The 13663-nt window shown below is 45.7% G+C and carries 14 protein-coding genes and 1 pseudogene; all 15 read left to right on the top strand.

The window, feature by feature from the left end:
* Positions 1-100: 100 nt before the first annotated feature.
* The 15 genes and pseudogenes from QMA13_RS31575 to QMA13_RS31505 all read left to right on the top strand — a co-directional run bounded on the left by QMA13_RS31575 (position 101) and on the right by QMA13_RS31505 (position 13657).
* A complete protein-coding gene (locus QMA13_RS31575) occupies positions 101-664 on the top strand; it encodes an RNA polymerase sigma factor (RefSeq protein WP_282937596.1) in 564 nt (187 codons plus the stop codon).
* Positions 665-811: 147 nt separating this feature from the next.
* Positions 812-1369 (top strand): hypothetical protein, encoded by a 558-nt coding sequence (locus QMA13_RS31570; RefSeq protein ID WP_282937595.1) that lies wholly within the window; start codon positions 812-814, stop codon positions 1367-1369.
* 367 nt (positions 1370-1736) lie between these two features.
* Positions 1737-2468: a sporulation initiation factor Spo0A C-terminal domain-containing protein gene (locus QMA13_RS31565; RefSeq protein ID WP_282937594.1), complete on the top strand. Its 732-nt coding sequence runs from the start codon at positions 1737-1739 to the stop codon at positions 2466-2468.
* Positions 2469-2743: 275 nt separating this feature from the next.
* Positions 2744-4066: a histidinol dehydrogenase gene (gene hisD, locus QMA13_RS31560; RefSeq protein WP_282937593.1), complete on the top strand. Its 1323-nt coding sequence runs from the start codon at positions 2744-2746 to the stop codon at positions 4064-4066.
* Positions 4067-4163: 97 nt separating this feature from the next.
* Positions 4164-4796, top strand: a complete 633-nt coding sequence (locus QMA13_RS31555; protein WP_282937592.1) for a TraX family protein — start codon at positions 4164-4166, stop codon at positions 4794-4796.
* A 169-nt stretch (positions 4797-4965) separates the two neighbouring features.
* Positions 4966-5334: a hypothetical protein gene (locus QMA13_RS31550; RefSeq protein WP_282937591.1), complete on the top strand. Its 369-nt coding sequence runs from the start codon at positions 4966-4968 to the stop codon at positions 5332-5334.
* Between the two features lie 24 nt (positions 5335-5358).
* Positions 5359-5532 (top strand): annotated as a pseudogene (locus QMA13_RS31545) (DUF3995 domain-containing protein); the annotation flags it as partial.
* An 84-nt stretch (positions 5533-5616) separates the two neighbouring features.
* A complete protein-coding gene (locus QMA13_RS31540) occupies positions 5617-6417 on the top strand; it encodes a stalk domain-containing protein (protein ID WP_282937590.1) in 801 nt (266 codons plus the stop codon).
* Positions 6418-6675: 258 nt separating this feature from the next.
* Entirely contained in the window at positions 6676-7380 is a 705-nt protein-coding gene (locus tag QMA13_RS31535; protein WP_282943662.1) for a FadR/GntR family transcriptional regulator, read from the top strand.
* Between the two features lie 251 nt (positions 7381-7631).
* Positions 7632-9005, top strand: a complete 1374-nt coding sequence (locus tag QMA13_RS31530; protein WP_282937589.1) for an acyclic terpene utilization AtuA family protein — start codon at positions 7632-7634, stop codon at positions 9003-9005.
* On the top strand, positions 9002-9313 hold the full coding sequence (locus QMA13_RS31525; protein ID WP_282937588.1) for a DUF4387 domain-containing protein: 312 nt from the start codon (positions 9002-9004) through the stop codon (positions 9311-9313). The genes QMA13_RS31530 and QMA13_RS31525 overlap by 4 nt, the downstream gene beginning before the upstream one ends.
* Positions 9310-10212: an AraC family transcriptional regulator gene (locus tag QMA13_RS31520; RefSeq protein WP_282937587.1), complete on the top strand. Its 903-nt coding sequence runs from the start codon at positions 9310-9312 to the stop codon at positions 10210-10212. Before QMA13_RS31525 ends, QMA13_RS31520 begins: the two co-directional genes overlap by 4 nt.
* A 171-nt stretch (positions 10213-10383) precedes the next feature.
* Positions 10384-11268: an ABC transporter permease gene (locus tag QMA13_RS31515; protein WP_282937586.1), complete on the top strand. Its 885-nt coding sequence runs from the start codon at positions 10384-10386 to the stop codon at positions 11266-11268.
* A gap of 15 nt (positions 11269-11283) precedes the next feature.
* Positions 11284-12168 carry a carbohydrate ABC transporter permease gene (locus tag QMA13_RS31510; RefSeq protein ID WP_282937585.1) on the top strand — a complete coding sequence of 295 codons (885 nt, stop codon included), beginning with the start codon at positions 11284-11286 and terminating at the stop codon, positions 12166-12168.
* Between the two features lie 34 nt (positions 12169-12202).
* The gene (locus QMA13_RS31505; protein ID WP_282937584.1) at positions 12203-13657 is read left to right on the top strand and encodes an extracellular solute-binding protein; all 1455 of its coding nucleotides are present in this window, start codon (positions 12203-12205) and stop codon (positions 13655-13657) included.
* Positions 13658-13663: the final 6 nt, after the last annotated feature.

Below are 13663 nucleotides of genomic sequence, written 5' to 3'. Positions count from 1 at the left end.
ATTTTTTTTAAAACGAATAAGATTAACCCTTTGTAATGACATGATATACTAGAGGTATTAATTTCCTCTTTTTATAGCATAGGGAAGGGATGGGTCCAGCATGGATATGCGTCGGCTTCATCACTGCATCTTACATCAGCAGTTAGATGACGCGGAGGTGGCCACCTTTATTAAGGACTGGCTGCCTAAAATCGTAGAACATCAAGCCAGACAAGAGGCAATCGGACAAAATCGGTCCATAGGAAGGAGTGATTACGAGGAAATTGCAGATAAGGTACGAGATGTTGTTTTCCAGAAAATCGATAGTATCGAGCCGGACAAGCTCCGGGCATGGATATGTCAAGCGGCCTGCTTTATCACCAAGAATCATTTGAGGAAAAGGCGGCCGCTCCTATATGGTACAGTGGAGGACGGAATTCTTAACTTGGTGGTCCAAATGGACAGGTCCGTTCTGACCGGAACGCAGCAGGACATGCTCGAAGAGGCTATTCGTCTTCTGCCGTTGCAGCAGAGAAAAGCGTTTATGATGAAATACATAGAAGGCTATTCCGCTAAGGAAATAGCAGAAATACTTCAAAGCAATGAGAATCAAGTGAATCAATGGTGCTTCAAAGCGAGGAAAAACTTAAACGAAAGGTTAGCGCAAACATTTCAAAGAGCATAAGCCATCCTAATCATTAATAACTACTAAACTTAGAAAAATATCAGACGGGCAGGTTAGAACAAAACTATTAAGTTTTAACCTGTTCCAGATGATTTATATAAATATGATTTTACAAATAGATAATTTAATATTTTGGAGAGTTGATGTATGAATAAATTAAAATCAAATAACATCGATTCCGTTATAGGCTATCATCATTTTTTAGAAAAAGTGCTGGATGATTCTGAGTCTTATAATAGCTATTTATTAAATAATAAACATGACCATATCTATGAAAAAGATGAGGATTTATTGGACTTTAATCTAGAATCATATTCTTTTGATTGTATATTATTAATTCAGTTTGCACTGGAAGACCAGAATATTGATATTAAAGAATTATCAACTTATTTAGAAATTATAGAAGATTCTATTTATCAATTATTAAATAATTCAATAATGCCCTGGGAATTGCCTGAATCCTCATTTATTAGATTAATTCAATATTTAAATTTAGAAGTTAATGAAGTCATAGAAGGGTTAAAGCTATTAAATATTCCGTCTGTGCCTATTTCATGGAATCAATTAAAAGATATTCAAATTCGATTTAAACAAGATGTGGGAATGAATTTACTAGAAGCTTTATCTCCTTATGCCCAGAATTATAAAGAAGAACATTTAGAAAGAAGAGATCGACTTATTCAAGAGCTTCTACTATTGAGGTAGTATTGGGAGAAAACCACTGCGTTCAGTGGTTTTTTTCTTCTTTTTTTAATAAGATTTCTATTAAGATTTTAGTAAATAAAAGACATTAATAATTAGAAATATTGAAACTGAATATTAGATATCAAAGGAGAGGAAGCATGAATGTTCGCCGTATTTTATGGAAAAAAGAGATTGACCCGGGTAGGGTCTGAATATGAGGCTCGAATGGAGTTGTTTCGGCTCCGGGATTATTTTCTAAATCTGAAGATCAAAGAATGCACTCATAGAAAATAATGTATTCCAAAGTCCACCTTTATTGGTGGCCTTTTCTATTTTATAATAGGGTGATGGAAATGATATACATAGTACATAGAGAAGAGGCAGAAGAATGAGCGGGCAGTTTGAAGAAGCACTATTAAAAGAATTGAAAATGTTAACGAACAAAATGTATGAGTTGGAAGCGAATCAGCGGAATATGATGAAGCTGCTTGCTGAAATGAACAATAAATGGTCTCAAGTGGGTCAACTATCTCAACCATCGCATTCATCCGAATCTCCAAAATTGAACGCCATGGTCTCTGAGATTCAAGGGCTGAAGTCAGCTCTTGGTAAATTGGACAACAAGCTAATGGTTAGATTGAATAAACTGGATGAGATAGGAAAGCCGGTCGTGTTGAATGTTTCCGTCGATTCACAGAAGGCTATTGTTGAAAGCAGCCCCAAGCCAATAGTTGGCTCTCCACGGGCAAGTTTTGAAATGGCTCATTCAGAAGAGAGGGAAAAGGTGGTCCGTCTACTGAATTTTCTAGGTGTCCCCATTCATGTAAAAGGGTTTCAGTATTTAAAAGAAGCCATACTAATAGTCATGCGTGATCCAGAGGCTATCTCGGCGATAACTCGCTCCGTTTATCCGGTCATTGCCGAGGAATATCGAACCACACCAAGCCGTGTGGAACGAGGCATTCGTCATGCGATAGAAGTATGTTGGGTACGAAAAGATAAGGATTCTTTGAAGGAGGCATTTGGGAACTCCAGCATGTTGAACAAATCCAAGCCGACCAACCTTGAATTTATCACGATGGCGGCGCATTGGTGTCAACTAGAAACAGCAACGTATTAAATTTTATATGGTAACTATTTACAAAACTCTATAGCCCCGATATAATAAACCAAAATGGCTGAGGAGGATCATCAAAATGAATATTAATTATTGCACTTATTTGATCGAATCCTACAGTCATCATCATAGTTAGGCGTTTGTATTACGGATCAATGAGTCCGTAGGTACAAACGCTTATTGGCGTTATACCTACGGACTTGAAACATAAGAGTCATGTGGGTATTTTTTATCCCGCATGGCTCTTTTTTGTTAACCACACTAAGGGAGGTCGATTCATGATGAAGAAGATAAGGTATTCTTTACCGCAGGACAACGAGCTGCTTACAGGGAGGCTTGTATCGCACAAAATGCTTTTTAGCCGGGAGGTATTAACCGGGGTGCTGCAAATTTTTGACGAGGTGGCGGTTCGGGGAGATGAAGCAGTCCGCAGCTGCACACAAAAGTTCGATGGTACAACGCTGGATGAGCTAAATCTTACTGAAGACTATGTTGATCAGTGCATCGCTTCTTTAACTCCTGCTTTACGTGCAGCGGTGGAACATGCCATACGCAATGTGCGGGAAGTCAATCTTACCTTACTCCCCCAATCGTGGGAGCGACAAATCAGACCCGGAACCATCGTCGGAGAAAAGGTGAGACCGCTAGATCGTGTCGGTATTTGGATACCTGCCAGGAAAGGCCCACTCGTGTCCACCTCCATTATGCTGGTCGCCGCAGCGAAAGCAGCGGGTGTCCCTAACATTGTAGTTGGCATGCCTCCGCTGAAGGATGGAACAGCTGATTCAGGGACTGTAGCGGCTGCAAAGCTAGCAGGAGCAGATCAATTCGTTATAGGCAACGGCGTAGCCGTTATCGCAGGCTTTGCTCAAGGAACGGAGTCCATTCCCGAGGTGGACGGCATCTTCGGCCCAGGTCCAGGAGGAATTGCAGCGGCTATGAGTGTGGCTATGACCTATGGCAAAAAGAGCGCGTTAGGCATCGGTCCTACGGAAAGTGCAATTATGGCTGATGAGACGGCCGATCCTCGACAAACCGCTTATGATCTCATCAATGAAGCGGAGCATGGTCCCGATTCCACTTCCATTCTAGTTACGACCTCTGTAGACTTGGCGACCCAAGTAGAAATGCTTTTGTCCCAATGTATTGAAGAAGTTGAAGGAGTCAGACAGACCTATTTAAAGCAAGTATTTGGTCCCGAGGGTAAAGGAGCTATTGTTGTTGCGCCGGATATCGAGCAGGCTTGTGAATTTATTAATGGATTTGCCCCGGAGCACTTAATGATCGTTTGCGAAGAAGAGCAGGAGAAGCGGGTGCTAGAGCTGGTGCGTCATGCGGGGGAGATTCTGATCGGCGGCAGTACGCCGTTCTCTGCTGCCAACTATGGGATAGGCATTACGGCTGTGCTGCCTACGAATCATTTTGCCAAGGCATTCTCAGGGGTGACCTCCAAGGACATGGTGAAGGTCTCGACGATAGGAAGGCTGGAACCAGAGGCGCTGCAAAGCCTATATCCGATCATTCAGGAAATGGGAGTCTACGAGCACCTTCCTTGTCACGTTAAAGTGGCTGAAATCCGAGTGATGGGTGCGGCTGAGTAGAAAAATTCATCATCCGATTAAGTCCTCGAACCGCTGTACAGATGCCCTATCGGCAGTATATTCTTAATATACGACGCTCTTGGAGGGAGGACCCCTGATGCAGCTTATTGCTATGCTGACCATGCTCATCGATCACATCGGTTTGGTGTTCTTTAAAGATCAAGCGGTATGGAGGATGATCGGTCGGATTGCGTTTCCCATCTATGCTTACTTTATTGTCCTAGGATATAAGCACACAAGGAATTTGAAGCTGTATTTGGTTCGTCTTTTCATCATCGCTCTCCTATCCCAAATTCCTTTCATGCTGGCTCTAGGTACTAGAGGAGTGAATGCGGTAGGGACGCTGCTGATGTGCGTGATCATCTTATATCTCATCGAAAATACGGCCAGATGGATCTGGCTCCCCGCGGTAATTGCTATGTCGGTGGCTATGGAGGCCCTCAGCTTCGATTACGGATTGTACGGTGTACTGCTGGTGCTGATCTATAAGTATACGAAAAGTCATTATATGGTTCTATGTCATTTCGCTTTGAATGTCTTGTTTCTTTTTCTGAAAGGCTGGGTTATCGAAGCCTACAGCATCATCACAACGATAGCCATTGTGTATGCTCCAACTGTATGGAAGCAGGTTGAAAATATGCGGATGCCTAGATGGGTATGGAGAAGCTTTTACCCTGTCCATTTGACGGTTATTGCCGTTCTTGAATTTGTTATATCCATGAAAAAATAGGGATTTTCTATTTCAAAAGCCGACGCGGCCACTGCTGCCATGTCGGTTTTTTTGCTGTTCGGAGCGAATCGGCATCGTTAAGAAAGTATTAAGAATTCGTCTCTTAATCTGTTAAGTTTTGGAAGGTATACTATGCGCTATAATACATGAATCGCAAAGGGGAATGAGTATGAAACGATGGATAGCAAGCTTGATCCTGCTGCTCAGTCTGTTAGGCTTGATAGGTTGTTCAAGGTCTGTAGATTTTAACGGAAAAAGCGAGTTCTGGAGCGTCAACTGTTCTGTAAATTTGTCCTCTAATGAGAAATCCTATGCAATCGAGTATATCGGCAAAGAAAGCCAGCCTATATCGAAAGTTTATTATGCCTTTGAGAGCAGCAAAAATTTCAACAGCGAAGGGAGGGGGGATCCCCAATCGCGGCATCTCGTGATGAAAGGAAAAGGGACAATGACTAAGCCTTACGAGGAGGAAAAGAGCTTTAAACTCCGTATCCAATGGAATGGGAAAGAAGAGACGATAACTGTCGAGAAAAAGTAGCTTGCCCTATACTCCAAGAACACACGCTGGAGCTGCATGGCTTGCGCTATCGTTTTCTTTCTTCGAGCGATAGGTGATTTCACCTATGTAGGATTTTTCAAGAAAATAAAGCACTCTATTTTCGCGAGGAAGGATACGTGGCTCTATAGCCCGCTTTGCATCTTTCTCGGATTAGCCTGTGTGCTTATCTTGTTCTAAACTGTATTACTTAACATGAAACTCCATTTTGCCGATAATTGTATATAGCATCCAAAATTTGAAGGAAAATGGAGAGATTTACATATGAAATATGTCAGGGGAATAAAGATGAAAGGCGCTGCAATAACCATCTTGGTGATTTCAGCGGTTAGTATGTCTGCCGTTGGCGGGGCCTATGCTGGGGCTAATATTGCAGAAGTTAAAGCCTACCTAAACAAAGGGATCAAAGTCATCATTGATGATGAGCATGTATCCTTTGCTGATCCTGATGGCAATCCGGTGTACCCTGTGATCTACGACGGTAATTCCTATTTGCCTTCTCGCGCTCTAACTAATGCTCTTGGCGGGGAGATTGACTGGAATGATGACACTAATGCCATAACTATTAAGACAGCCGTTTACGGTGCAAAATCCACCAACGGGAAGCCCTATAAGGATGCAAAAGAGTATCAAGGGGAACCCAAACAGCCAGAGTCTAATCAAGCACCAGAGGAAACAAAAGATAGCAGTGCGCCAGCCATGAAGCAATTGAAAGTTCCCATTGCCAAACTGCAAAATATGGTGGATAAAATCATAGCAGATAGCTATAACCATACCCTTACCGAGAAGGGGCTATATTCGGAAGAGTACCTTCAAGAGAATGAAGGGAAAGAGCCGCCTATCGGTAAATATACGTTAAATAAAGCCAATATGAAGACCGTTGAGTATTATTTTGATCTCAATGTGTTGAAGATTGAATTGGAGTCGGATGTGAACGACTGGGGACCCAAGGACAGACCATACAAAGAGCCTTCGAAGCTCTCACATGATTTTACTCTGATTATGGAAAAAACATTAGATGGCTATGTGTTGAAGAGTCTCAGCGGCTATAAGCTTAGCCATTGAATCAACGAAGCTTTCCCTAAAGTAGGCTTTAGCCGCGCGTAATCGTTACGGATTATTGACGGTGAATTACAGCACTTGCCTGTACTAGGCAGGTGTTTTTCTTTAAATAGAAAGTAGCCCAACATCTTTCGGATGCAAAAATAATAGGATGTAAAAATATTCTTGACACATCCACCCATACTGATTACTATGAAGGTGTGGATAATTGGGTGATCCAATTATCCGGCAAGTCATGATGACATGGAAAGGTTAATGACAATGACTATTAAGAAGATCAAATACCATAGGGTGTACGAGGATGTCATTGAGCAGATCGAAAGCTTAATTCTCGAGGGTAATCTGGCTCCAGGCGATGTGCTGCCTACGGAGAGGGAGCTGGCTCAAGCGTTCGGCATCAGCAGAGGGACTTTGCGCGAAGCATTCCGCATCTTGGAGCGAGAAGGGCTGATCGAGACCCGTCCCGGCGGTGGCCGTTACCTTAGCAAAAATCTCAGTAAAGCGGAAGATCAGAAGCGAATTATTGAGAATATCGAGCGGGCTACGATTATCGAGCTGCTGGAAGCTCGGGAAATATTCGAAACCGGTATTGTGGAGCTAGCGGCGAAGCGGGCGACCGAGCCAGATATTCAGGAAATTGAAAGCGCTCTTGAAAGATGGGGCACCATCGACAGCGACTCGGACGATCCGATGAGTCCTGACCAGGCGTTTCATCTATCGATTGCCAAGGCTACACATAACGTGGTGTTGGTGAATCTGATTGAGCTGCATATGGACCTCTTGCAAAAGACAGCTACGAAGACCGTCGACATTCCCGGCCGGAAAGCGGAAGTCTACAAAGAGCATTTCCAAATTCTCCAGGCCATTAAAGAGAAAGACCCACAGAAAGCAAAGGAAGCGCTTTTGTACCATATCAGCCAAGTGAAGCAAAATATTATGTTGAACAAAGTGGGATCAAACGGATGAAGCGCATCCTTTTGATCATTTAATTGGATCATCCAATTATCCAAAATCATGCTATCTCCATCGGACTAATCCGCATTAGAGCTTCTTTGAGCTAGCAGCAGCTTTTTAAGGCCTCGTTGCAAGCGATTACATCAGTGGATATTTTAAAAAATGAGCTTCTGCATGAGCGGACGATCGTTCACCAGCAGAAGAGAAGCATCGCGTAATTACACCAAAATACAAGATGACGCTTGGACAAGTGGAGGGTGAATATGACAAAAGAACAATTCAAGATTCTAGCCCCCTGCGGCATGCTGGGGTACGGTTTTCCCAAGGCGTCCTTCATGAAAGGCATGGAACATGAGCCAGATGCGATCGTAGTGGATGCCGGTTCCACCGACGCGGGCCCTCATAAGCTAGGCGCGGGTACGGCCATTGTCAGCAGGCAGGCCTGCAAGAAGGACCTGGAGATCATTATCACGGAAGGCGTTAAGGCAGGCATCCCGGTCATCATCGGTTCTGCCGGAGGAAGCGGTGCGAAGGTCCACGTGGAATGGACGCAGTCGATCATCATGGAGATCCTACAAGATCATGGGATCGGCGGGATCAAGATGGCTACCATATGGGCAGATATCCCCCATGAGGTAGTGGAAGCGAAGCTGCAAGCAGGCGAATGCGAGCCGCTAGGCTTAACCGTAGCGCCGCTGACGCAGGAAAGGCTGGAAGCGACAAGCCGCATCGTCGCTCAGATGGGCCACGAGCCGATCATCGAAGCTCTTGCGGCCGGTGCGGACATCATCGTTTGCGGACGCGCTTATGACCCTTCGCCGTTCGCGGCGGTCGCAATGTACCACGGGTTTGACACGGCGCTCGCCTACCATCTCGGCAAAATCCTCGAGTGCGCCGCCCTATCGGCAGAGCCGGGGACGACCAAGGACAGTATGCTCGGCACGCTTAAGCAGGATTCCTTCATCGTCCAGCCATTGAGCGATGCCCGCAAATGCACGGCCGTATCGGTGGCCGCCCATACATTTTATGAGAAAGATCACCCATACATTTTGCACGGACCGGGGATGGTCTTGAATCTCGAACAATGCCGATTCACCGAGCTTGGAGACGGAAGCGTCGAAGTCACTGGAAGCCGAATCGAAGAGACGCCGGTGTACAAGATCAAGCTGGAAGGCGCCATGAAGGTGGCTTACCGGACGTTCGTCGTCGCAGGCGTGCGCGATCCGCTGCTAATCTCCCGCATCGAAGAAGTGGAAGAGCTGGTGAAGCAGCAGGTTCGGGATTATTACAGTGAAGTTGCACCGGAGGATTACAGCATTCATTTTATCAATTATGGATTGAATGGCGTATTAGGAGAGCTGGAGCCACAGCGCACCCCGGCCCATGAATTGGGTGTCGTATTCGAGGTCGTGGCGAAGACGCAGGAGCTGGCGAATGCCATCTGCAGCTCAGTGAGATCGACCTTCCTGCATTACGGCTATGAAGGCCGCAAAGCGACCGCAGGCAATCTGGCGTTCCCTTTTGCACCGAGCGATGTGCCGTTCGGCGCCGTGTACGAATTTTCCGTCTATCACTTGATGGAGGTCGCCGACGGGCTGGAGATGTTCCCTATCGAATATACGGAGGTGCAGCCATGAAGCTATATGACGCAGCAGCTGTTTTGCGCAGCAAGAACAGCGGGCCATTTGAAATTACAGTCGACGTGCTGTTCACCGATCCTGCGATCTACTTCAGAGTCAAGGAGCAGGAGCTGATCAACAAGACGCTGGTATCCCGGCTCTACAACATTCCGGAAGAGAGCATTACGCATATCGTGTTTTTCGATCAGGCGCTAGGGTTCAAGATTACGTTCTCCCGCAAAGTATCGTCCGGTACATTTCTCGACCGCGACGTCTATGGAGCCCAGCAGCATGCGCCGTTAATGGAATTGGAAGTCAACCTATGAACGAGGCAGCAGGTTCATCTGTTCGCCCAAGCGCTGTCGCTCCCGGATTTATAGTGAAGCGAGATTATAACTTCAATAAAAATGTTCCCATTCATATATCACGCTGGATGCCAAGTATCTTTCTTGAACCATTCCATTGGCACACTTCGTTTGAGGTTGGATATTGCCTTGAGGGAAAGGGACTTTTTTACTTTGAGGACAAGAGATATGAGATCAATACAGGCGATGTGTTCGTTGTTAGTCATATGGAACAGCATCGGGCGCAATCGGACCCCTTGAAGCCATGCCAGTTTCACTTCTTAAAATTTGATGGTTCTTTGATAGATGGTGGGGAGAATGAGTTGTTAGCCCCGTTTTTTATGAAGTCAAAGTATTTCGTGAATAAAATCGATGGAAATCTGCAGGCAGCTGCACAGATTGGAACGCTTCTTCGAGACATTTGGAATGAAATGAAGGAGCAGGATCGGGCCTACACAAGCATGATTCGAGGCTTGCTGATGCAAGTATGCACCTACCTTTTTCGCCATTATGCCAAAGAAATTCCAATGGAAGAGTGGAACCGATCGATGCAGGCCTATAAGAAATTGCAGCCGGCTCTCGGGATGATTCATCATCAATATCATGAAAATATTCAGCTTAAAGATATGGCTGCCAGTTTATCCTTAAGCACGTCCCGGGCTTATCATTTATTTAAAGAAACGATGGGAGAAGGCTTCAAAGAATATTTAACCAAAATCCGTATTCACGAGTCGAAAAAGAAGTTGAGCGATCCCCATGTATCGATTACCGAGGTGTATCTGTCTTGCGGCTTTCAAGGCCATGCTTCGTTCTACAGGTCCTTTAAGCAAATTGTAGGAATGACCCCTAAAGAATTCAGAAAATACGTGCTGACTTCGTAAGAATAGCTATTTTTGAGAAGAAATGAAGCGAATTGAAGAGGACTCATCCACAAGAATTAAGTAAAATTTAATGTATAGAAATAAGCGCTTTCATGTTGAGCGTTAAGGCAGCTTAACAATCAACTTAGAATTTACTAGACAAGAGGTGAGAGTGAACAAGTGTACACTACAATGAAGCGAATGTGGGCAGATAAAATCCTGTATCTCATGCTGCTACCCTGCATCGTTTATTTCGTTCTTTTTCATGTGTGGCCCATTATCGGCATGAAGCTGGCCTTCTACGATTATCGCATTCTTGGCGATCACGAGTACGTAGGACTTAAATATTTCAAGGAGCTGTTCAGTACTCCGGTCTTTGCCAATGTATTGCAAAACACATTAATTATTAGCGCCATGAAAATGTTCCTCATTTTCCCTATCCCGATTTTGTTCGCCTTGATGCTGAACGAGTTCGCTAACGGGAAGTTCCGCAAAGCGGTGCAGGTCGTATCGTATTTGCCGCATTTTCTATCGTGGGTCGTAATTGCAGGCATCTGGTTCGAGTTCCTGTCTCCGTCGACCGGGGCGGTCAATGAATTCGTGAAGGCGCTCGGCATGCCGGCTAAAGATTTTCTGACGGACAAAGACAGCATCCGCTGGGTGCTGCTAGCTAGTGAGGCTTGGCGCAGTATCGGCTGGGATTCGATCATTTTCCTTGCCGCTATCATGGGCGTTAGCCCAAGTCTGTACGAAGCCGCTTATGTCGATGGAGCAAGCCGTTGGCATATCGTGACGAGAATCGTGCTGCCGCATTTGTACGTGCCGATGGTCACCATTTTCATTCTGAATGTCGGCTTCATTATGAACGCTGGACTGGATCAGGTGCTTAACTTCACTAATGATTCCGTCAACAGCCACATCGACATCATCGATACGTACGTATATCGCGTCGGTCTGATCAACGGGCAATATTCGTTTGCGACGGCAGCCAACCTATTCAAAAGCTTGATCGGCGTCGTGCTCGTGCTGTCCACGCATTTTATCTCGAAGAAATTAACCTCAAAAGGCGCATGGTAAGGAGGTGGATGTATCATGCTAGAAAGAAAGCTTACCGTATCCAAAGCGATCATAGCGCTTGTTCTGACGCTTGTTACATTAACGATGTTCGTACCGATCATGAACCTGCTTGCGAGAGCCCTATCTCACCCTTCCAAGGTGAATCTGCTGCATGGGTATGAAGTATGGCCGAGAGGCTTCTCTTTCATTAACTTTCAAGTCGTTCTCAGCAATCCGATTGTCGGAAAAGCGCTGCTCAATTCGGTGTTCATTACGGTGGTCGGCACGTGCTTAAGTATCTTTTTTACAACGCTTGCCGCCTATGTACTGACTCGCAAAAATCTGGCGTTCAAAACGCCGATCATGATCTTCCTCATCATCATTATGATTTTCGAGCCGGGGATCGTGCAGGAATACATGGTTATCAAGGACCTGCATTTGCTGGATAGTCTGTGGGCGATGGTGCTGTACCGGATGATTAACGTTTATTACTTGATCATCATGATGCGTTTTCTGGAGGAAATTCCGGATTCCTTGATCGAAGCAGCCAAGATTGACGGAGCGGGGCATATGACCTTGTTCATAAGAATCGTGATGCCGCTGGCGCGTATTCCACTGCTAACGATTGGGATGTTCTATGCGATTGCGAAGTGGAACGAGTTTTTCAAATCGAGTATCTTCCTATCCAGCCGTGACAATACAGTGCTTCAGGTGCTCCTAAGACAATTCGTCGTCGAACGGGATACAACAAGCCTAGTTGGCGCGACCGATCTGCTGAAGAACAACAATATTGCCCAGCTCGATTTCTCGTCGTTGAAAGCGGCTACAATCATCGTTGCCATGGTTCCGATTCTCATGCTGTATCCGATCATTCTGAAGTATTACACCAAAGGGGTCATGGATGGCGGCGTCAAAGAATAATTCATATCCAATGAAAATGGGGAGGAAAACAGAAATGAAAAAAATGTTCACCCTAATGGCAGCCAGCTTAATGGTGGTAACGACCGCTTGCAGCTCCGGCGATACGAAGGCTCCGGCCGATTCGGCACAAGGCTCATCGGATAAGCCCGTGACGATTACCATTGTCGATAAAGATCTAACCCCAGACGACAAACTGCTCAAAGGCATTGAAGAAGGTATGAAGGCCGAAGGGAAAAATGTGAAGCTGCAGATCGTTCCGGTACAGAGCGGCACCTACTCCGAGAAGCTAGGCCTGCTGCTGCAAAGCGGCAACATTCCGGACTTGATCTACTTCCAGGGCGGAGACTACCAATTCGCGGTCACGCAGAAGATTCTTGAGGATTTGACGCCTTACATCGAGAAATCCACCCATGTGAAAGCCTCAATGAACCCATACAACAAGGAAAGAATGAAGAACTATCCGTATCTCGTATGGCTGTCCCCGATCAGCAACTCGGTTCCGGTGGTCCGTCAGGATTGGCTGAACAAAACGGCTACGGGCAAGGATTTGCTCGCGAATCCGACCATCGACAACTACTATAACTTCCTCAAGGAAGTGAAGGACAAGAACGGCGCCAAGTTCGCCTATACAACGGCAGGCACCTTGGATGAGCTCGATGCGACCTTCGGTCAAGCGTTCGGCTTAACGTCGACATGGATCAAAGGCTCGGACGGCAAGTATGCGTTTGGCAAAACGACCTCGTTCGAAAAAGACAAACTGGAATTTTACGCGAAGCTGTATAAAGATGGGTTGCTCGATCCAGAGTTCTTAACGAAGAAATGGGATACGAAGGAAAAAGCGTTCTACGACGGTCAAGCAGCTGTCATCGCAGGAACGCAGGGCAAGGTTATCGATATCTACAATACAAAAGCGATATCCCAAAATGGCGCAAACGCGAAGCTTATGCCGCTTCCGCCAGCCAAAGGCAAAGGTCAAGGCTATATGCCTGTTGATGTGAGCAAGGAAAGCCGCGGCTTCGCTATTGGCAAAACGTCCAAGAACAAAGATATGGCCTTCGCTGTACTGGAGTTCCTGGCTAGTCCCAAAGGACAAATGCTAGATAAGCTTGGCGTAGAAGGCGAGCAGTACAAGATTGTAGACAACAAAATCAAATTAACGGATAAATTCGCCGAGTGGTATGCGCGCTTTGTAGAATCGACCGTGAACTTCAAGCCGGACAAAGAATTCGATCCGTCGACACCTTACTTGTCCGAACCGGCTACCAAGTCGCTGGAGATGATGGCTTCCATGTCCAGCAAGGACAACAGCTTCATCATCCCTGCCGAGCTGGCTACCAAGTGGGATGCCTGCAACGCGCTGTATAAGGAATTCGCCGCGAATGTCGTCACAGGTAAGAAAACGATCGCCGATTTCGATAAATTCGTGCAGGATTGGAACGCCGCTGGCGGTAAGGAAATGACGGAGTACGCCAATAAAACGATCAAGTAAAACGGT

Origin of the sequence: Paenibacillus sp. RC67 (assembly GCF_030020805.1) — a bacterium.
In the GTDB taxonomy this organism is placed as follows: Bacteria; Bacillota; Bacilli; order Paenibacillales; family NBRC-103111; genus Paenibacillus_S.
The sequence above is the reverse complement of the archived record's forward strand: the minus strand, read 5'-3'. Positions and strand labels throughout refer to the sequence as shown.

Excerpts from the sequence above, each read along its gene's own strand:
- QMA13_RS31575 (WP_282937596.1), top strand. The coding sequence starts at position 101 with ATGGATATGCGTCGGCTTCATCACTGCATCTTACATCAGCAGTTAGAT.
- QMA13_RS31570 (WP_282937595.1), top strand. The coding sequence starts at position 812 with ATGAATAAATTAAAATCAAATAACATCGATTCCGTTATAGGCTATCAT.
- QMA13_RS31565 (WP_282937594.1), top strand. The coding sequence starts at position 1,737 with ATGAGCGGGCAGTTTGAAGAAGCACTATTAAAAGAATTGAAAATGTTA.
- hisD (WP_282937593.1), top strand. The coding sequence starts at position 2,744 with ATGATGAAGAAGATAAGGTATTCTTTACCGCAGGACAACGAGCTGCTT.
- QMA13_RS31555 (WP_282937592.1), top strand. The coding sequence starts at position 4,164 with ATGCAGCTTATTGCTATGCTGACCATGCTCATCGATCACATCGGTTTG.
- QMA13_RS31550 (WP_282937591.1), top strand. The coding sequence starts at position 4,966 with ATGAAACGATGGATAGCAAGCTTGATCCTGCTGCTCAGTCTGTTAGGC.
- QMA13_RS31540 (WP_282937590.1), top strand. The coding sequence starts at position 5,617 with ATGAAATATGTCAGGGGAATAAAGATGAAAGGCGCTGCAATAACCATC.
- QMA13_RS31535 (WP_282943662.1), top strand. The coding sequence starts at position 6,676 with ATGACTATTAAGAAGATCAAATACCATAGGGTGTACGAGGATGTCATT.
- QMA13_RS31530 (WP_282937589.1), top strand. The coding sequence starts at position 7,632 with ATGACAAAAGAACAATTCAAGATTCTAGCCCCCTGCGGCATGCTGGGG.
- QMA13_RS31525 (WP_282937588.1), top strand. The coding sequence starts at position 9,002 with ATGAAGCTATATGACGCAGCAGCTGTTTTGCGCAGCAAGAACAGCGGG.
- QMA13_RS31520 (WP_282937587.1), top strand. The coding sequence starts at position 9,310 with ATGAACGAGGCAGCAGGTTCATCTGTTCGCCCAAGCGCTGTCGCTCCC.
- QMA13_RS31515 (WP_282937586.1), top strand. The coding sequence starts at position 10,384 with ATGAAGCGAATGTGGGCAGATAAAATCCTGTATCTCATGCTGCTACCC.
- QMA13_RS31510 (WP_282937585.1), top strand. The coding sequence starts at position 11,284 with ATGCTAGAAAGAAAGCTTACCGTATCCAAAGCGATCATAGCGCTTGTT.
- QMA13_RS31505 (WP_282937584.1), top strand. The coding sequence starts at position 12,203 with ATGAAAAAAATGTTCACCCTAATGGCAGCCAGCTTAATGGTGGTAACG.